The following is a 17,681-nucleotide window of genomic DNA, read 5'->3' as shown; positions in this document are numbered from 1 at the left end:
ATGTTTAAGAGAAAGCTATTATTTCTTCAGAAAGGGGGACATAACATTGAGTGAGTCAATTTTTATTTTCTGTATATATCCATTGCTTATTTGTATGTTTTCAATAGCTGTGACATATAAAATAGGTACATTTTACGTGATGCCAATGGTAACATTTTTTATTTTTCTTATGTTCAATGTTACATTGTACGATCCATCATTTTTCTTTTGGGTGGGCATGTATACTGTTTTTTCATTCATTATTTCTTATATAACTATTTTATTTGTAAAGGGATATAAAGCTGTAGAAAAAGAACGTTAAATCATCTAATTATTTTTTGGGGAAATAGGGATTTACGGTGAACGATAACAACCTCATTTCACGTTGTAATGACGAGAAATGAGGTTGTTATATTTTTATATAAAATATAAGGTACTTATTTTGTAATGTTTTTTAATTAGAGTGCTGAAACTCTTTAATAATCCGCTCAATGACTGGATGAAGAGTAATAGGCAACCTATCAAGCGGAAAAAAGCGTAATTCTTTTGACTCAGCTTGATCACATACAAGTTCACCGTGGAATTCTCGGCAAATATAAACAACGAGTACACCGTGTACTTGATCGCCGTTTGGATAGATTTGAAAAAAATCTGGTCCTGAGTATGTACGGAACAGTTCTGGATTTTTAATGATAAGCCCAGTTTCTTCAAATACTTCTCGTTTTAAAGCATCTTCTAACGTCTCATTATATTCTAAGGCACCACCAATAATACCCCAGCGGTTAAAGTCTGTTCGGAGCTGTAGTAATACTTCATTTTTCTCATTTAATATAATGGCGTGTGAGCCTATTAATATAAGTGGATGATTTCCTACTAGATTTCTTACGTCTTCAATATAACCCATAATTTTTCTCCTTGTATTTAATAATAGTTTGGGAGTTCTTTTAACATTTTTTCTGTTTTACGTGCTGTATAGGCTAAGTTATGATCATCTTTTGTTCTAAAAAATAATGTACGTAAAAAGGTTTTAATGTTGGCACATAAAATACAATACTCATTAAGCGAAAGGCGTTTTCTAATTTGAGGAAGCCTTTTTATTTTTTTATAAATAATTGAAATTAACTCATCTTGCTGGAAGTCATGATACAGCATGGATATTAATGGCGTAACAATACGCTCATCTTCGTTATTATGAAAAATATCAGATGGAATGAAGATTTTATTTAATAAACAATGAATGAGCTCTTCATACCACTCAAAAGTCGTATGTGAATTATGAACAATTTCAGTGAAAGCATCAGATACGTGGGCGATACAATGAGCCCATCCTTTATTTTCGATATATCCTCGAAAATCCATTTCTAAGTTTGTATATGTAATGAGTTTATTTTTTATCTCTTCAATATCCTCTTCTGTAAAAAAGTAGTGAGAGTTAGCGAATTGAAGTATTAACGCAATTAAAGAAACAGTGTAAGAACGTGTGAAAACCCCATCTGTATGTGGGGAGTAAATGTCACAATATAAATACTCATCACTTAAACATGTTTGCAACAGTAATTTCAGCTGATCGTCCATAAGGAATTCATGATGAATGAAATGCGCAAAACATTTATATATAAGTTGGTAACGAACGTAACTATCAGTCGTTCCGATGTACTGAAGCATGTTCAAAGTTAACTCATTTACATTTATATGATGCAGTTGCGTATAGTCATTTTGTTGTATAAGCTCTAACTGTTGTTGCAATGCTGTAATATCCAATGGAGAACCTCCTCCGCACTTTAAAGATGCGATCTTTTCTAGTATTCTATATATTCAAGGACAATCCTGCTCATGCAAGGAGAACCATTAGAAATTCGAGTATGACATAGATGAGGGAAGAATATGACGACAATAGAACAGTTAGAAAAACATTTTAAAATAAGAAGAAGTGCTTCTTCTATCATGATAAAAGAAAATAATGCAGAGGCTTTTACAGAAGAGCAATTAAAAGAGATCATGCAATATTGCGTTGCTGAGGCTGAAAAAGAGGGGATAGAAAAATTACATTTTGAGATCTCTTCAAAAAGTCCAAATTATGATGTGTATAAGAAATGTTTTGAAACGTATTCATTTGAATATGTTACTGAAAACATGATTGTATTTAAGGATATATATGAAGTAGAAGATGTAGAAAGTGAAATTGATTTTAAGCTGATTGAAGAAGTAGGAGAGGATACTTTTTATTCTTTTTGGAACGAAATGACGGAAGAACAAGTCGACTATAATCAATTTGTACATATGATGGAACAAGAAATTGGTGAGCAATGGAAAGAACATTGTTTAACAGCAGTTGCAAGCGAAGAGCCAATAGGAATTGTAATCCCGCATATTGAGAAAGGTACGTTAGAAGAAGGGAAACTTATGTATTTCGTAATGGCTCCAAATATGCGAAATAAAGGGTACGAAGCAGCATTCTTTACAGGTGCAATGTTTGTCTTAAAGGAAATAGGTGCATCTTATTATATTGGCGAGACAAATGTACAAAATGAGTGGATGAAGGATGTTTTTGGGAAGAATGGATGTCAGCTGCTTAGTTCTACTGAGCGATATGTGAGGAAGTTTTAGGATGATGAAAGATGTAGTGATAGGGGGTTATGCAGAACAAGGTGTTGTACTTATAGAGCCTCAACAAAAAGTGAAAAAGGGGGACCGATTGGGATAAATAACTTTAAGTAGGGAATTTAAAAAATCCCCCTAGTGTAGTTTTGGAATAAAGTCATATTATTTATAAAAAAGTTGCAAGGTTGTTCCCCTTTGTATACAGGGGACAACTGATATACGTGAAAAACTAAATCGTAGTCATACATTGTTTACCAACTAATAATCTTTGAGGATAGTGGAAACATAAATGTTCGTTTTTATTACATCGTAATCTGATAATGGGTGTTTTTTGACATATGAAAGATGAATTAAATTATAAAGTTTGTGAAGCATGTGAATTCCTTCAATTTGTCATAAAGGGATATATGGAAGGTTATAATCCTTATCAGTAGAAACTAAAAAAGATGGGCTCTGGTAGAATACCAAAACCATCTCTTAAGTACTTAATTTTTTATGATTTTTTTATTAAACTGTCTATCTTATAAAGTACAGTTCATAATTCATTAGCCGTTCCATTATTTACTTGTATATTTTTGAACAGATGCTAGTTCACTATCAATGAAAGTAAAAATACGTTCAATATTTTCTTTCGTTTCAAACATCACCGAACCATGAATAGCATTAGGGAAGATTTCAACCTTTGCATAATCTTTTCCTAATAAGTTATTGACTTTCAAAGCAAAATCAATTGATTGTTGCATCGGTATAATATCATCTCCACTCCCATGTTGTAACAGTATTTTTGGCATATTTTTATGAATGTAACTAATAGGATTTGCTTGTTCAACTTGTTTTGTTAATTGATTGATTGGTCCACCAACAAATTGTGCTCCTGTACTACCTTCTGTATGATATGGAAATTCATTGCGCTTACTAATTGGAAAAGCGTCTTCATATTCATCGCTACGATCTACCACTTCATATAACCCGTTATCTCTGAGTATACTATTTACTTGTAGATCATACTCCAAACGAGAAAAATCAGAAACTGGATACCAAGCAACTACTGCTGAAACATCAGTTTGAATATCAATATTAGGGTCTTTTTCATTATCAAATAAATTTTCATTCTCAAAAACCGCTGTCATAAGGGCCATATATCCACCTGCTGAACCACCCCAAGTTATTATTCTATTCGAATCTAAATTAAATTTCGCAGCGTTCTTTTTAATAAAACGAATAGCCATTTTCACATCTTTTACTGGTTCTGGAAAAATCGCTTCGCCTATTAATCTATAATTAATAGAAACAACTGCATATCCTCTATTTAAACCTTCTAACATCGGATCAATCATATCTTGTTGTCTTTTATCACAAGCTACAAATCCTCCGCCATGTATAGAAAGAATTACAGGAAATGGACCATCTCCTTTTTCAGGTAACCAAATATCTAATTTTTGTGCTTCTGATTCAGCCCCATAAGAAATATCAAAATAACCGCTTCTATTTTCAGTACTTAGAATAGGACCATTTTTTCTCCACTGTCTATTTGTCATTTTTTATTCTTCTCCTTAGTCATTTTCTTTAAAAGAAAGAGTATTTTTATTTATATAATATAAACCTAATCCTATCGTGATTAGCACAACATAGATTAAAAGAATATTGCTATACAACGGTGCACTCGATGTTTCAAATCCAAATAAATTTGTTTTGTGTAAAAAACCTACCGATAATAATTTTCCAGTAATAGCAATCCAGATAGTAGAAGCGATCGATATGCTTAGATTAAAGAAACCTAACCCAGTTCCCACTTTTTTTATTGGAAGGGCACTAACAACAATTTTCATAAATGGTGTATATAATAGGCCCATCGCTCCCGAAAATAAACAAATCACAAGGGCTAGTACCGTTATATTAGTATCGATCAAAACTGCTCCAATTAATAAAGAGGCTCCCATTAGACCGATTGCAATCATTAGCGTTTTAGGTACTCCTAATTGAATCGTTATTTTTCCACTTATACCCCCAATTATGGTCCCGACTACAAATGAAGGAAGCATAATTAATGAAACTGTACCAAGATTCACTTGATAAATACTTTGAGCTAAAAAACCAAATACAAAAGAAAAAGCTGCTTGGGAACCGAAAGTTAAGAATACAAGTAAAATTGCCAACAAATATTTTTTATTTTGAAAGAAATCAATTGTAATAAATGCATTCTTGTTTTTCATGATATAAAAAACAAACAATACTATACTAAACAGCGACAATAAAAGTAGTATTATATTTAAGTTATTAAAGTACAAGGTTAATAAAATTGTAATTAAACTTATTAAACTTATACCAGCTATATCTAATTTTCGTTCAGTTTTCTTTGAGTCCTCTGGTAAATTTTTAAGCAAAGACGGAACTAAAATCAAAGTTATGAGCGGTAATAGAAACAAAAACCTCCAACTAACATATGTCGAGAGAAAACCACCACATAAAACTCCTAGGGCCATTGATGCTTGTACACACGCTGTATTATAACCATAATATTTCACCTGAGTTTTCTCATCCAAGTATTTTGTAGCTATTATGATCAATAATGCTGAAGCACTAGTTCCACCAAAAGTTTGTAAAGCTCTTGAAATTACAACCATAATAAATGAATGACTAAAAGCAAACCCTAGTACACTACCAATACACAAGATAAGTACACCAAAAATAATTAACTTCCTAATACTAATAGGGTCTGACAAGGTTGCGTATATCATTGATGCAATCCCCATCACTAGCATAGCAATTGATACTTGGATGCTAATTGTAGATTCTGGTAAATTAAAATCTATTGCTAGTTGAGGCGAGATAATCATAAATGCTTGAATTAATGTTGCTGAAGATAAAAAAATCACCATAATCATTGGCATTACTTTTTTTACGTTTCCACTATGTTGCATTATTCTTACCCCTTTCACAAATCAAAAAGTTTGTACGTTTTAAATTCCTGTCTTAAAATGTATCCGTTTTCAAAAAAGAGATAGAACTACTAGTTTTTCTAATTCTCTTAATCACCTTCTTTTGTAAGAGTTTTTATACCATCAAGTATAGTGGTATATGTTGTGGTATAATTTATTTCACTTGAATTATATTTTAATACAAAAAATTAATCAACAACAATTTTAAAACATTCACAACATTTTTCAGCTTGTTACGCTTTAAATACTCGATTTAAAACAATAGTAACCATATTTCACTATTCCAAGTTCAGACAAGAATTGCGATTAATTTATAACACGATATAATATTTATAGGGAGTGTTGTTAATGACAGGTGAAAATAAAAAAAAATTACCTCTTTATGTAGAGATTTATGATAAATTACTAAAACTAATTAATGAGGGAGTCTATCCGATTGGAAGTAAGCTGCCTACTGAAGCACAACTATCTAAGATGATGAATGTGAGTAGAATGACCTTAAGACAGGCACTGAGCTTATTACAAGAGGACGGTTATATCGAAACGATACATGGACAAGGAAATTTTATAAAACAAAATGTAGATATAAAAAGTATTGGATTAGAAAAAATAGATAATATTGTTTTTCAATGCTGTACAGAAGCTATTGATGATATTGATGCTTATTTTCAAGTTGATTTTGCAGATGATTTTGATTATATTAAAAAAATTTTCAATCGCGATGTAGCAGTGATTATTGGATTTAACAGATGGTACAAATGTAAAAATAGAATAGTGGCACTTGCTTTTACCATATTTCCAAGTGAAACAGCTTCTAATTACCAAATGAATCTTAACGATCAACAAAGCCTACTAAAAATACTTGAAGAAGATATTTATAAGTTAGTACATTCATCAACAATAGAAATAAAATTCACAAAATTGGTTCCTTCTTCTTCGGACTATGAACTTCATTCAAATAATAATTTATTCGTGTTATTAGTTGAAAGTATGTATGACTTAATGGGAAATGTGGTAGTTCAAAATAAGTTTTATATTCCAACCGAATATAGTTCGATTAAAATTAATCGAATAAACAAATAAAATGCTTATGTGAGGTTGAAAATTTTATTATTCATCAGTCAGATGTATGTAATAAAATTTCAATTAAGTGATGAAACTACCGACGAAAGAGGAAGAGAAACTTAATATAAAACAAATAATGTTTTGTACAACATCCGATATTTAGGTTACAGCCGATAAATATGGATTTGGCGAAAACGATATTACATACACCATTTTACTTATTAAGTTTTTAAGCGAAAAGGTGAAATGGGCGATATAGGAAGATGTCGGGAGTGGAATGCTCCAGAAGACGTATCCTATGTAAATTTGCCAATTCATAAAAAGCTAAGTTGGACGCTTGAATCGGTTGGTTTCGGAAATTACGAAACGCAGTATGTATACTGGGACGAAGATAATCAACTATATGCACTTTGGGTTTGTAGACATAAAAACAAAGTGTACTATCCTGTTTCTTCATGGAAAATGAATTATTACCTTAAACAGATAATAAATGGGTTAGAGTTTTATTCGCATCCAGATCGCGGAACAGTTATATATATGAAGGTTTAGGTAATGAACAAATCGCATACGTATTTCGAGGGAATCCGTGTATAAATTATGAATAAATAAAAGAACTTTTTGCGTGTTTGTAAGATAAAAAGAAAAATCGAAACGACAAAGTATGTTTTCCTATAATACAATAGAGAAGGATTAGACTATACGAAGAAAGCGTTGGTGAAAGAATGGAGCAGCAAGAAAATTGGCTACAAGCAACTGTAGAACGAAATGAAGATAATATGTTACATATAAAGTGGGAAAATAATATAGAAGAAGTACGCATTTATTGGAGTACTTCACCAGATTATATTGAAGAAAATGGAGAATTACTTGTAACTGTAAACGGGGAATCATCATGCACTATTGAAAACCCGAGTGAAAATGAACGCCCATATTTTAGACTAGTAGGAAATAATGGACAAGCAGTGACAGTAGCTGAGCGTAGATTGCCACTACAAGGAGCGTTTAACTTCCGTGATATGGGAGGATATGAAACGACTGAAGGCCGTAAAGTAAAATGGGGCAAATTGTACCGTTCTGAAGAATTAGCGGGACTAACAGAGTGGGATATTGCGTATTTACAGAAATCTGGATTAAAGCTAATCTGTGATTATCGTACAGACTTTGAAGTGAAGCATAAGCCAAATCCAGAGATTACAGGTGCTCGTCAAGTATGCTTACCAGTTATGCAAGACTTGGCGAAAGACTTAAATATAAATGAGTTTTTCCAAGTTGGTGACCTTTCTCTGTTGGGGAAACCAGGTGAATATCTTGTGAAAATGAACCAAGATTTTGTAAGTGGTAACGAGGCGTTCGTGAGCTTCTTACAACTTGCACAAAATCCGGAAAACTTACCATTAGTAAACCACTGTACAGCTGGAAAAGACCGTACTGGATTTGGATCAGCATTATTACTACTTCTATTAGGTGTGCCAGAAAAAACAGTAATGGAAGATTATTTACTAAGTAACGGTTTCCGTGAAAAATTAAATGAAAAAATGATGGCCTTTTTAGGTGCAAAACTACAAAACGATGAGAGTAGAGCGATATTAGGTGCAATGTTTGAAGCACGCGCCGAATATTTACAAGCTGCGATTGATGGAATCCATAAGCAATACGGATCAGTTGAAGTATACGCTGAAAAAGCTCTTGGCTTTACGAAAGAGTCGTTAGAGGAAATGAAAGTATTATTGTTAGAAGAAAAATAAGAAGAAGGGAGGCTGATTTGGATTAGCCTCCTTTTATTATTGTTGCTATAATTTTGTTTATGAGGATGTTGTGCACCGAGGAGAAAATGGATGAAAAGAACTTACGAATCGGGGGATAAAATGATCCATACACGTTTAAAAGCAGAGGAGTTAAGGGAAAGTTTAACAACAATATTAAGTCAAGAATATAAGGAATTAGCTGTGCAGGATTTAAAGGTGATTGGAACGGGAGTGCAAAATATTGTTTTTCGCGGAGATTCAGGAAAGGGACCTTTAGCATTTCGAGTGCCGTGGGAAAGAGAAGTAGAAAATATAAATGAAGATTTATTTAATAGTCGGATTTCGTTGCAAAAGGAAGCAGAGCTTTCTAAGTATTGTCATTCAAAAAGTATTCCAGTACCAAGTATACACAGATTGCATCTTTCTACCGAACTTGATTTTTTAATATCGGATTATGTGGCTACGGATCATATGCCAATTTCGGCATACGAAATAGGGAAGTTAGTCAGCAAGCTTCATAGTATGCCAATTGAAGGTTTACATTACGAGCAGAATATTAAAGAGCCAATTAGTAAGTATATAGCGGAACGCATTGTGAAACGAGTAGAAGGTTTTAATACAATTACGAATTGTGGTATTAAACTTCCAGATGCACAAACAGTTGAACATATTCTTAGTACAGCTAATCATGTAAAGTGTTTATTACATATGGACATTCGACCAGCCAATTTAATTGGGTATAATGGAGAAGTTAAAGCAATAGTTGATTGGGATAACGCTTTAATTGGTCATCCGTTATTGGAGCTTATGAGAATAGCTGAAACAAATGAGGTTAGTTGGGATGAATTTAAAGATGGATATAAGAATGATAGTATCTTTAATGCTACCCCTCATATTGTTAATTTATTTTATAGACTAGATACAGCGGTCATGCTAGCAAACTTATTTATAGCACATTTGAAAATAAAGGATAAAGGTGTATTCTATAAAGAGCGAGTCAAAGCACTTTATAATGAAATATATAAAAGTTTATAATGAAGCTATGAAAATGAAGTTTTGAAAATAGGAATTGAGGAGAACATCATGAAATACAAAGTTATATTATTCGACGTAGACGATACATTATTAGATTTCCCTGAAACGGAAAGAAACGCATTACATAACGCGTTTGTACAGTTCGGCATGCCTACAGGGTATAATGATTATCTTGCAAGTTATAAAGAGATTAGTAATGGGTTATGGAGAGATTTAGAGAATAAAATGATTACGCTAAGTGAATTAGCGGTAGATCGATTTAGACAATTATTTGCACTTCATCATATAGAAGTAGATGCGCAGCAATTTAGTGATGTATACCTTGAAAACTTAGGGAAAGAAGTACATCTTATTGAAGGTGCAGTGCAATTATGTGAAAATCTACAAGATTGCAAGCTAGGTATTATTACGAATGGATATACGAAGGTGCAACAATCGAGAATTGGAAATTCGCCTTTACGTAACTTCTTTGAACATATTATTATTTCTGAAGAAGTGGGGCATCAAAAACCAGCACGTGAGATTTTTGATTATGCGTTTGAAAAGTTTGGGATTACGGATAAATCAAGTGTACTAATGGTTGGAGATTCGCTAACTTCTGATATGAAAGGCGGAGAAGATTACGGCATTGATACGTGTTGGTATAATCCGAGTTTGAAAGAAAATATGACGGGTGTTAAGCCGACTTATGAAGTGGAGAGTCTGCTACAAATTTTAGAAATTGGGGAAGTGGCGGAAGAAAAGGTAGCTTCATTTTAATTGTGCTGATATTTGTCGAAAAATCGATATATTGAAAAAATCGTTGATATATTGTAAGTTGTGATAGATATATTAGAAAAATCGCTCATATAAGTTCATATACTAAGATATAGAATAAAAAATAGCGCTACTATACAAGGTCATTCACGTGTTATAATGCGTGAATTAAATATACGTATATAAATAGTTTCTCAGAGTAATGCGATGTCATGTATGATTAGTGTAACAACTAGAGGTGAATAAAGGATGTTAACGTTTTTATTTGAGTTAGACAAAAGTCTCCCGCAGAAGGATGAGTCACGGTATGATGCTTATTCAAAGGGCTTTATCGAAGGAGATGTAACGATTTGCGCGAGTGAAAGAGTACTTTTTCAAAAGTCATGCATGAAGGTTGCAGAGCTCGGCATTTATTTAGGACAGTGGATGGAACAAGTTCAATACGGGCAGAACGTACATATGAATTATGAAACGGCTGACCGTGATGAGATAATTCTTGGTTTTTCCTATGAAGAGGAAAATCAGTGGAGAATTTATTCCAGTTGGCAACAATTTGAACTTCAGGAACGTATATCTACTACAGCATTAATAGAGAGCGTTGGGCGTTATTTATATGAGCTAAATAAGGAACTGCGTGCGATAGAATATCCTGTGACGTTTGATCAGTACTTAAGAGGAGAGCGAATGATGCAGCTTTCTTACAAACGACCGTGTGATAGTAAAGCGGATACGATATCAATAGAAGTTTATAATGAAAGCAAACAAGTAGGCGTAGTACGGGGCTACTATAAAAATACGTTGATGAGAGTACTAGACTTCATTCCAAAAATCGGTAGTAATATCATTTATGAAATAAAGGATAGTAAGGATAATATTCGCGTCATTGCAAAGGATGTAAGTAGGCAGCGCCAAAGAAAGATTTTAGTAACGTACAAAGATAATAATGATGCAGAGCATGAAATACTTGTATGTGACGGAAAGTTATTAGACGCAAATTTCTTATTTACCTTTACATATAAGAGAGAAGAATATGTTGTTCACAAAACTTCAATTGGGCTTGGAAAGTTATTACGAAAGGGCTATGTAATCGCAGATTGGAATATTCGTCTTGAGGAAGATATGTATTACATCGAGATGAATGTGTATGATGATGATTATATAGAGGATCAATACTTACTGTTAGGCGTATTTCATGCAGTTTTATATGGATAATCAATGAGAAATACCGTCATTCTTTTTGGAAAGAATGATGGTATTTTTTTATGTGATTCTGGTGACAGGATGCCTTTAATCAATCCTCAAAAATAAAAATCTCATCAATCTTACTATGAAGTGCTCTCGCTATATCGTGAGCAAGTTGTAAGGAAGGATTGTACTTTCCTTTTTCAAGATGGCTAATTGTTTCACGGCGTACACCAACGCTCTTTGCTAAATCTTCTTGTGTCATATGTAGCTTGGCGCGGTATTCTTTTATTTTCGTTACGAACGCCATGGTACATCTTCCATTTCATCAACTGGTTTATCGTAAAAGAACATAGAGAAACCGAACGTAAGAATAAGTGTAGCGAAAATAACAGCAATATCAATCTCTTGTAAAGTAGGGTTTGGAAATAACATTTCAATAAACAGAATGATAGCGGTAGTTAGTAATGTAACGATAAATGCATTGCGGCACGATTTATTGACAATTTGTTCAAACAGTTCATCGTGTTGAACCATTCTATACGATGTGAAGAAGGAGAAGAAACAGAACATAGTAAAAAATCCTTTTTCATAAAAAAATCCGAGAAAACCGAAGAAACCGAGAAATCCTAAATATTTAATCCAAGTTGTTTTCATAAATATATCCTCCTTATCATGTTAGAAATAAATCACATTATGTTATAAATATATCACGTATAGAAATGTATGGTAATAATAGTTTTCCAATTCTTTTCATAATAATAGTAAAAAGAGGAAATATACTGCGAAATAAAGAGGATAATATTGTAAAATGATTGTAAGGAAGGGGAGGAAGGAATGCTAACTTGGATCATGATTGTTGTATTACTTGTAGTGATTACTGTAATTGCGACGGTGTTAATTGGGAGAAATGGTGATGCGAATTATAGTAAAGCGACAAAAGGAAATATTAAACGTCTTACGATGATTTATATTATATTAGCCGTCGTTTTAATTGTTGGATTAGGGGTGTACATTTATTTTAAAGGTTAAATAAACTGAAAAATGTAAAAATCTCAAAATAGAAGTATGCTATAATATCAATATAGTTATTTGGTAATTAAGGAAAGGATTGGATGTAATGATTGAAATTACGAATGTGTCAAAAAGTTATAATGGGTCTACCTATGCAGTAAAAGATTTAAGTTTATCTGTGCCTAGCGGAGAAATCTTTGGGTTTTTAGGACCGAATGGTGCTGGTAAATCAACGACAATTAAGATGATTACTGGTATTCATGGGGTGGACAAAGGGACTATTACGATTAACGGCAAAAATATTATGGAAGAGCCGATGGAAGCGAAGAAGACGTTTGGTTATGTTCCTGATAGCCCAGATATGTTTTTACGATTAAAGGGAATTGAATATTTAAACTTTATGGCAGATATGTATGAAGTGCCGAAAGAAGTACGCCAAGAACGAATAGAGTCTTTAGCGAAGAAATTTGACCTTTATAATGCTTTATCTGATCAAATTCAAAGTTATTCACACGGTATGAGACAAAAGATTGTTATTATTGGTGTGCTCGTGCATGAGCCAGATGTATGGATTTTAGATGAACCGTTAACAGGGCTTGATCCGAAATCTGCCTATATTTTAAAAGAAATGATGAGAGAGCATGCGGATAAAGGAAAGATTGTATTTTTCTCTACACACGTATTAGAAGTAGCGGAAAAAATATGTGACCGGGTTGCTATTATTAATAAGGGGAATTTGCAGTTTAAAGGAAATTTAAATGAAATGAGAGATCATTTTAAATCCAATGAATCACTTGAAAAAATGTTCTTGGAGATGACGGGCAATGAGTAAAATTTGGACGTTAACGAAAGTATTATTGAAATTAAATTATGCAGATTTCATAACAGATAAGAAGAAGCGATGGGCATATGTATTTTCATTTGCAGCTATTTTATTTGTTGGTTTTTTAATATTTGGTTCGATGACGCACGGAATGTATGAAGGTATGAAACAATTAGGGCAAGACCCAGGAATGATTATCGCAATGGGACTTGCGATTGCGAGTATATGGGTATTTTTAATGAGTATTACGAACATTTTAACTGTATTTTACTACAGCAATGATATTGAAATGTTATTGCCGTTACCATTAAAACCAGCGCAAATTATTTCGGCAAAATTTTTAACGGTATTAATTACACAATACGTAATGAGTTCATTCATTTTATTACCCATCTTCATTACGTACGGTTTAAAAAGTGGCGCATTTATTACATATTACATATATATGATTTTTATTTACTTACTTTTCCCGATCGTGCCGTTAGTATTAGCTTCGTTACTGATGACAGTAATCATGAGGTATACAAATATAGCAAAAAATAAAGATCGAGGAAATATATTTATTGGAATCGTAAGTATACTATTTATTGTAGGAATTAACGTATTTATGCAGTGGAGAAATAAAAGTGCGTTTTCTGGAGACGGGGCTGCGGAATATCTTGTAAATAATCAATCTTCTCTTATAGTACAAATGACAAATTATTTTCCAACTACATATTTTGGAGCAGTGGCATTAGTAGAAAGTGCAAATTGGAAGGGACCTTTATATGTAATGATCTTTGCCCTTATTTCATTTGTCTTCTTTGTGTTGTTTTATTACATTGCAGAGCGTACATATTTAAAAGGGGTTATTGGACTTTCAACGAGTACAGCAAAAAAAGAGGTCATTTCAGCAGAAGGTTTACAGAAATCAACCGTACAAAGTTCACATTTGAAAGCGTATGTGAAAAAAGAATTTAAAACGTTATTCCGTACACCACAATTTTTCTTAAATTGTATCGTACAAACTTTCGTTATGCCGATTATGTTGTTCTTTATTTTATTTGTACAAGATGGGAATTTAAAGTTTATTACAGAGTATATTAACAATCCAGAGACAACGGGGTTTGCAATCGGTGTTGGTCTTTGTGCATCGTTATTTTTGATGGGTAGTAACGTCATTGCAACGACGTCATTTTCACGTGATGGAAGCTCATGGTTTGTGAATCGATATTTACCAGTAAAAGCTTCGGATATCTTTTTTGCGAAAGCGATCACTGCTTGGTTAATTAATGTGATTATTTTAGCAGTATTTGGTATTACGATGGCAGTTGTAGCTGGAATTTCTCCAGTCTTCATGATACTGTGGTTTTTACTAAGTGCGAACGGGTTGTTATTAATTAATTTAATTGGAACACGCTGGGACGCACAAACTGCAGATATTCATTGGGATACAGAGCAGAAATTATTTAAAAGTCGATATACAACTTTGTGGAATTTTTTAGCTAATATTTTAATAGCTTTAATTATTGTAGCCGGAGTAAGTGTATTATACTTCTTCCTTCAAGTCGGACTTTGGGTTATGTTTATCGTTTTATTTGCAATGTTTACGATTGTAAATTATATCTTTATTAAAATTTTAAAATTAGGTGCAGAACGTATATTGTCAAATATTAATTAAGAAGGTAGATCCTCTGTATTCGTGCAGGGGATTTATCCATAGATGGAGGAGAAAAGGTGAAGAAAATAGCAATTGTAACAGGGGCAACTCGTCTGAATGGAATTGGTGCAGCTGTATGCAAGGTGCTTGCTCAAAAAGGGATAGACATTTTTTTCACATACTGGTCTCAGTATGATAAAGCGATGCCATGGGGAATGAATGATCAAGAGCCCTTTTTATTGAAGAAGGAGATTGAAAGTTACGGTGTTCGATGTGAAATGGCAGAAATCAATTTATCACAGTCTTATTCACCAAATCGTTTGTTTTATATGGTATCAGAACGATTAGGTGATCCATCTATTTTAATTAATAATGCAGCGTATGCTACTCATACGAGAATTGAGGAATTAAATGTAGAACAGTTAGATAAACATTATACAGTGAATGTTCGGGCAACTATGTTATTAAGTTCATTATTTATAAAACATTATGCATACAAGAAGAGTGGAAGTATTATTAATCTTACTTCAGGGCAGTCATTAGATCCAATGCCAGATGAACTAGCATATGTGGCAACGAAAGGAGCAATTGAAGCATTTACAAAATCAGTAGCACCAGTTGCGATGGAGAAGGGGATTACCGTTAATGCCGTTGATCCAGGACCGACGAATACGGGGTGGATTACAGAGGAATTAGAACATTATTTAGTATGGAAATTCCCGCAAGGTAGAGTTGGAGAATCATTGGATGCTGCGCGCCTAATATCTTTTTTAGTAAGTGAAGAAGCGAAGTGGATTACTGGGCAAGTCATTCATTCGAATGGTGGTTTCTCATAAAAATATTATGTTAATAATTGTTGAGAAACAAAAAAATTAAGATATTTATATTTTTTTGTATAAATAAAATGTCAAGAAAGAGAAAAATTTGATAGGAGAGTATATTGTCATATGAGGATAGTAATTCTTGATGTGACAATATACTCTTTTTCTTTTACAGCAGAGAGGAAAAATGAAGTAGAAGAAACTCGAATATTCAAATCGGTTTATCAGTTTTTGTACGTATTATTATGAAGATTACTGTCGGAAAGATGGTGATTCGTATGAAAAGGGATTTTTTAAGGGGAAATAGAATCGTAAAGGGGAGGATAAATTAAGTAAACATAGGGGGATTTATATGAAAATGAAAAAGGTCGCTATCGCATCGATAACAATTGGTACAATGCTTACTATGGCAGCTTGTAGTCCATCAGCAGATAAAGAGGCAGAAAAGAAAGAGCAAGTAACAGCACAAAATGAAGGAGAAACAAAAACGACAAGTACAGATGAAGCGTCAAAAACAACGAAAGATACTGAAAAAGAAACAAATACTTCTTCAAATGAAAAAACAGATAAGGATGCAAAAAATACAAAAGAATCATCTGGAACAGAAAATAACGGCAAAACGACAAAAGAAAAAGAAACGACAGGAAAAACGAATGAGCAAACTACAAGTGGCAAAGCAACCGATCAAACTACTAGCGGGAAAACGACAGATCAAACGACAAGTGGAAAGACTACTAAAGATCCGAAGAAAAGTGTTGCTGTGAAAACGAACGTAAAAGAAGTCGTTACATTAATTGAAAGCTTAGACAAGCAATTAGCTGCTAACCCTAAATTAGAAACAGTGAATAAACTTGGAAAACAAATTAATGAGAAGTGGGATGTCATTGAAAAAGAGTTAGAAGCATCACATCCGACGGATTCTAAAACAATCGGTCAAAGTATGTATCCGTTAATTGTAGGCGCGGAAAAAGAAAAGATCGATATTACGAAAATGAAGTCGTTAACGTCGAAAACGAAAAAAGATTTAAATCAGTTATTGACGAAGTTATCGTAGTATGAAAAAGCCTACTTGTGTGAGTAGGCTTTTTACGTTGTTGTAATTGTATAAAGTGGGAACATATTTATTTTTTATTTTCAATTACGATACGAAATGAACCGTATGCTTGTTGACTGACATAATGATCTTCACTAACTTTATAAGGAAATGGGAATGCGACTAGTTGAAAATTACTTTCCTGTTCCACTGTAGGTAGTGTGAAAGTAAAAGTTTGTCTCGTTTCTGGTGCCACTGTAGTATAAGCGACGTTTTTATTATGGAATAATTCAACTTGTTCCCAATCTTTAAAGGCCACGATTGCATAAGGTATTTCATCTTTTGTTTCATTTCCGTTCGATAGAGTTAATGTTTCACCTTCCTTTTCAGAAAATACCGTTTGTAATTTCTCTTCATTGCTCGTAACAAATAATGGCTCATAAAGACCATCTTTTAAAATAGTATTTGGCTGTATAGGGGTAGACTTTAATGTTTCACTTTCTTTATGAGGATGATGTATTGAATATCGCATACTTAAAATCTCTTCTAGTATAGACGCTTTATGTAAGTCATTATCTTTTAACTTATATTCAGGTTTTTTAATAATTAAAAAGGCTAATTCGCTTGCGTTAGGAGAAGTGTGTAAAGAGATTTTCGTAGTAATCGAACTATTTGGTTTCATATCGAAAGAGTAGTGTGATAGTTCATTTACAGTAGTTTCTATTTTGAAAGGTTTTTGTACGTAATCTTCTAGAACAATTAATCCATACTTTCGGTCTTCGTCAATATTATGTATAAAGGATAACGATACGTTAATTGTATTATTCTCACTAGTAATTTCACTACCGTTGTTAATATGTTGGCCTTGATTATCCTTCAAGCTGTATGAAATAGTATTGGTTTGTTTCTCTCTCTTATTTTCTTTGGAAGGTGTATAAGGTTGTATAATTGAAGCATGGAACAAAACATACATTGTAAAGAAAGAAATAAGTAAAAAACCGATAATGATATATATTTTTTTCATAAATAACACCTCAATATATTTAAAA

At 32.9% G+C, this 17,681-nt stretch carries 19 protein-coding genes and 1 pseudogene; 13 read left to right on the top strand and 7 right to left on the bottom strand.

Annotated elements, in window-relative coordinates; genetic code table 11:
- Positions 1 to 46 precede the first annotated feature (46 nt).
- Complete coding sequence (locus JDS92_RS06795) at positions 47 to 301, top strand: YbeF family protein (RefSeq protein WP_098912577.1); 255 nt, start codon at positions 47 to 49, stop codon at positions 299 to 301.
- A 132-nt stretch (positions 302 to 433) separates the two neighbouring features.
- On the opposite strand, the gene JDS92_RS06790 is transcribed toward JDS92_RS06795, so the two are convergent.
- Positions 434 to 883 carry an NUDIX hydrolase gene (locus JDS92_RS06790; protein ID WP_000540495.1) on the bottom strand — a complete coding sequence of 150 codons (450 nt, stop codon included), beginning with the start codon at positions 881 to 883 and terminating at the stop codon, positions 434 to 436.
- A 17-nt stretch (positions 884 to 900) separates the two neighbouring features.
- Complete coding sequence (locus JDS92_RS06785) at positions 901 to 1,740, bottom strand: DUF2785 domain-containing protein (protein ID WP_000355436.1); 840 nt, start codon at positions 1,738 to 1,740, stop codon at positions 901 to 903.
- Between the two features lie 123 nt (positions 1,741 to 1,863).
- Between JDS92_RS06785 and JDS92_RS06780 the strand changes: the two genes are divergently transcribed.
- Positions 1,864 to 2,586, top strand: a complete 723-nt coding sequence (locus JDS92_RS06780) for an N-acetyltransferase (protein WP_098912581.1) — start codon at positions 1,864 to 1,866, stop codon at positions 2,584 to 2,586.
- Between the two features lie 551 nt (positions 2,587 to 3,137).
- On the opposite strand, the gene JDS92_RS06770 is transcribed toward JDS92_RS06780, so the two are convergent.
- Complete coding sequence (locus JDS92_RS06770) at positions 3,138 to 4,118, bottom strand: alpha/beta hydrolase (RefSeq protein WP_097959665.1); 981 nt, start codon at positions 4,116 to 4,118, stop codon at positions 3,138 to 3,140.
- A gap of 15 nt (positions 4,119 to 4,133) precedes the next feature.
- Entirely contained in the window at positions 4,134 to 5,501 is a 1,368-nt protein-coding gene (locus JDS92_RS06765; protein WP_199631714.1) for an MFS transporter, read from the bottom strand.
- 366 nt (positions 5,502 to 5,867) lie between these two features.
- Here JDS92_RS06765 and JDS92_RS06760 point away from each other — a divergent pair, with 366 nt between their 5' ends.
- The 6 genes and pseudogenes from JDS92_RS06760 (at position 5,868) to JDS92_RS06735 (ending at position 11,332) form a co-directional block, all read left to right on the top strand.
- A complete protein-coding gene (locus tag JDS92_RS06760) occupies positions 5,868 to 6,602 on the top strand; it encodes a GntR family transcriptional regulator (RefSeq protein ID WP_098912585.1) in 735 nt (244 codons plus the stop codon).
- 137 nt (positions 6,603 to 6,739) lie between these two features.
- Positions 6,740 to 7,189: pseudogene (locus JDS92_RS06755) on the top strand (hypothetical protein); the annotation flags it as partial.
- A 117-nt stretch (positions 7,190 to 7,306) separates the two neighbouring features.
- The gene (locus JDS92_RS06750; RefSeq protein WP_098109513.1) at positions 7,307 to 8,329 is read left to right on the top strand and encodes a tyrosine-protein phosphatase; all 1,023 of its coding nucleotides are present in this window, start codon (positions 7,307 to 7,309) and stop codon (positions 8,327 to 8,329) included.
- Between the two features lie 90 nt (positions 8,330 to 8,419).
- A complete protein-coding gene (locus tag JDS92_RS06745; protein WP_199631713.1) occupies positions 8,420 to 9,364 on the top strand; it encodes a phosphotransferase family protein in 945 nt (314 codons plus the stop codon).
- Positions 9,365 to 9,412: 48 nt separating this feature from the next.
- Positions 9,413 to 10,123, top strand: a complete 711-nt coding sequence (locus JDS92_RS06740) for a YjjG family noncanonical pyrimidine nucleotidase (RefSeq protein ID WP_000875936.1) — start codon at positions 9,413 to 9,415, stop codon at positions 10,121 to 10,123.
- Positions 10,124 to 10,369: 246 nt separating this feature from the next.
- Positions 10,370 to 11,332, top strand: coding sequence for a tubby C-terminal domain-like protein (locus tag JDS92_RS06735; protein ID WP_097860863.1), 963 nt, complete (start codon positions 10,370 to 10,372; stop codon positions 11,330 to 11,332).
- 79 nt (positions 11,333 to 11,411) lie between these two features.
- On the opposite strand, the gene JDS92_RS06730 is transcribed toward JDS92_RS06735, so the two are convergent.
- Positions 11,412 to 11,612: a helix-turn-helix transcriptional regulator gene (locus JDS92_RS06730; protein ID WP_000896289.1), complete on the bottom strand. Its 201-nt coding sequence runs from the start codon at positions 11,610 to 11,612 to the stop codon at positions 11,412 to 11,414.
- Positions 11,600 to 11,959 (bottom strand): DUF3796 domain-containing protein, encoded by a 360-nt coding sequence (locus JDS92_RS06725; protein WP_199631712.1) that lies wholly within the window; start codon positions 11,957 to 11,959, stop codon positions 11,600 to 11,602. The genes JDS92_RS06730 and JDS92_RS06725 overlap by 13 nt, the downstream gene beginning before the upstream one ends.
- A gap of 180 nt (positions 11,960 to 12,139) precedes the next feature.
- Between JDS92_RS06725 and JDS92_RS06720 the strand changes: the two genes are divergently transcribed.
- The 5 genes from JDS92_RS06720 to JDS92_RS06700 all read left to right on the top strand — a co-directional run bounded on the left by JDS92_RS06720 (position 12,140) and on the right by JDS92_RS06700 (position 16,653).
- Positions 12,140 to 12,334: a hypothetical protein gene (locus JDS92_RS06720; protein WP_000958861.1), complete on the top strand. Its 195-nt coding sequence runs from the start codon at positions 12,140 to 12,142 to the stop codon at positions 12,332 to 12,334.
- A gap of 88 nt (positions 12,335 to 12,422) precedes the next feature.
- Positions 12,423 to 13,148 (top strand): ABC transporter ATP-binding protein, encoded by a 726-nt coding sequence (locus JDS92_RS06715; RefSeq protein ID WP_000570205.1) that lies wholly within the window; start codon positions 12,423 to 12,425, stop codon positions 13,146 to 13,148.
- Complete coding sequence (locus tag JDS92_RS06710; RefSeq protein WP_000036866.1) at positions 13,141 to 14,799, top strand: putative ABC transporter permease subunit; 1,659 nt, start codon at positions 13,141 to 13,143, stop codon at positions 14,797 to 14,799. Before JDS92_RS06715 ends, JDS92_RS06710 begins: the two co-directional genes overlap by 8 nt.
- A gap of 56 nt (positions 14,800 to 14,855) precedes the next feature.
- Positions 14,856 to 15,614 carry an SDR family oxidoreductase gene (locus JDS92_RS06705; protein ID WP_000716978.1) on the top strand — a complete coding sequence of 253 codons (759 nt, stop codon included), beginning with the start codon at positions 14,856 to 14,858 and terminating at the stop codon, positions 15,612 to 15,614.
- Positions 15,615 to 15,951: 337 nt separating this feature from the next.
- On the top strand, positions 15,952 to 16,653 hold the full coding sequence (locus tag JDS92_RS06700; protein WP_000782530.1) for a hypothetical protein: 702 nt from the start codon (positions 15,952 to 15,954) through the stop codon (positions 16,651 to 16,653).
- Positions 16,654 to 16,720: 67 nt separating this feature from the next.
- Here JDS92_RS06700 and JDS92_RS06695 read toward each other — a convergent pair whose 3' ends face one another.
- Entirely contained in the window at positions 16,721 to 17,656 is a 936-nt protein-coding gene (locus JDS92_RS06695; protein ID WP_199631711.1) for a hypothetical protein, read from the bottom strand.
- Positions 17,657 to 17,681 lie beyond the last annotated feature (25 nt).

Origin of the sequence: Bacillus cereus group sp. N12 (genome assembly GCF_016483575.1) — a bacterium.
GTDB lineage: Bacteria > Bacillota > Bacilli > Bacillales > Bacillaceae_G > Bacillus_A > Bacillus_A toyonensis.
This window is presented reverse-complemented; position numbering and strand designations above follow the sequence as displayed.

What these genes read in the sequence shown, in the direction of transcription:
- JDS92_RS06790 (WP_000540495.1), bottom strand. Translation starts at nt 883, where the DNA reads ATGGGTTATATTGAAGACGTAAGAAATCTAGTAGGAAATCATCCACTT.
- JDS92_RS06780 (WP_098912581.1), top strand. Translation starts at nt 1,864, where the DNA reads ATGACGACAATAGAACAGTTAGAAAAACATTTTAAAATAAGAAGAAGT.
- JDS92_RS06770 (WP_097959665.1), bottom strand. Translation starts at nt 4,118, where the DNA reads ATGACAAATAGACAGTGGAGAAAAAATGGTCCTATTCTAAGTACTGAA.
- JDS92_RS06765 (WP_199631714.1), bottom strand. Translation starts at nt 5,501, where the DNA reads ATGCAACATAGTGGAAACGTAAAAAAAGTAATGCCAATGATTATGGTG.
- JDS92_RS06760 (WP_098912585.1), top strand. Translation starts at nt 5,868, where the DNA reads ATGACAGGTGAAAATAAAAAAAAATTACCTCTTTATGTAGAGATTTAT.
- JDS92_RS06750 (WP_098109513.1), top strand. Translation starts at nt 7,307, where the DNA reads ATGGAGCAGCAAGAAAATTGGCTACAAGCAACTGTAGAACGAAATGAA.
- JDS92_RS06745 (WP_199631713.1), top strand. Translation starts at nt 8,420, where the DNA reads ATGAAAAGAACTTACGAATCGGGGGATAAAATGATCCATACACGTTTA.
- JDS92_RS06740 (WP_000875936.1), top strand. Translation starts at nt 9,413, where the DNA reads ATGAAATACAAAGTTATATTATTCGACGTAGACGATACATTATTAGAT.
- JDS92_RS06735 (WP_097860863.1), top strand. Translation starts at nt 10,370, where the DNA reads ATGTTAACGTTTTTATTTGAGTTAGACAAAAGTCTCCCGCAGAAGGAT.
- JDS92_RS06730 (WP_000896289.1), bottom strand. Translation starts at nt 11,612, where the DNA reads ATGGCGTTCGTAACGAAAATAAAAGAATACCGCGCCAAGCTACATATG.
- JDS92_RS06725 (WP_199631712.1), bottom strand. Translation starts at nt 11,959, where the DNA reads ATGAAAACAACTTGGATTAAATATTTAGGATTTCTCGGTTTCTTCGGT.
- JDS92_RS06720 (WP_000958861.1), top strand. Translation starts at nt 12,140, where the DNA reads ATGCTAACTTGGATCATGATTGTTGTATTACTTGTAGTGATTACTGTA.
- JDS92_RS06715 (WP_000570205.1), top strand. Translation starts at nt 12,423, where the DNA reads ATGATTGAAATTACGAATGTGTCAAAAAGTTATAATGGGTCTACCTAT.
- JDS92_RS06710 (WP_000036866.1), top strand. Translation starts at nt 13,141, where the DNA reads ATGAGTAAAATTTGGACGTTAACGAAAGTATTATTGAAATTAAATTAT.
- JDS92_RS06700 (WP_000782530.1), top strand. Translation starts at nt 15,952, where the DNA reads ATGAAAATGAAAAAGGTCGCTATCGCATCGATAACAATTGGTACAATG.
- JDS92_RS06695 (WP_199631711.1), bottom strand. Translation starts at nt 17,656, where the DNA reads ATGAAAAAAATATATATCATTATCGGTTTTTTACTTATTTCTTTCTTT.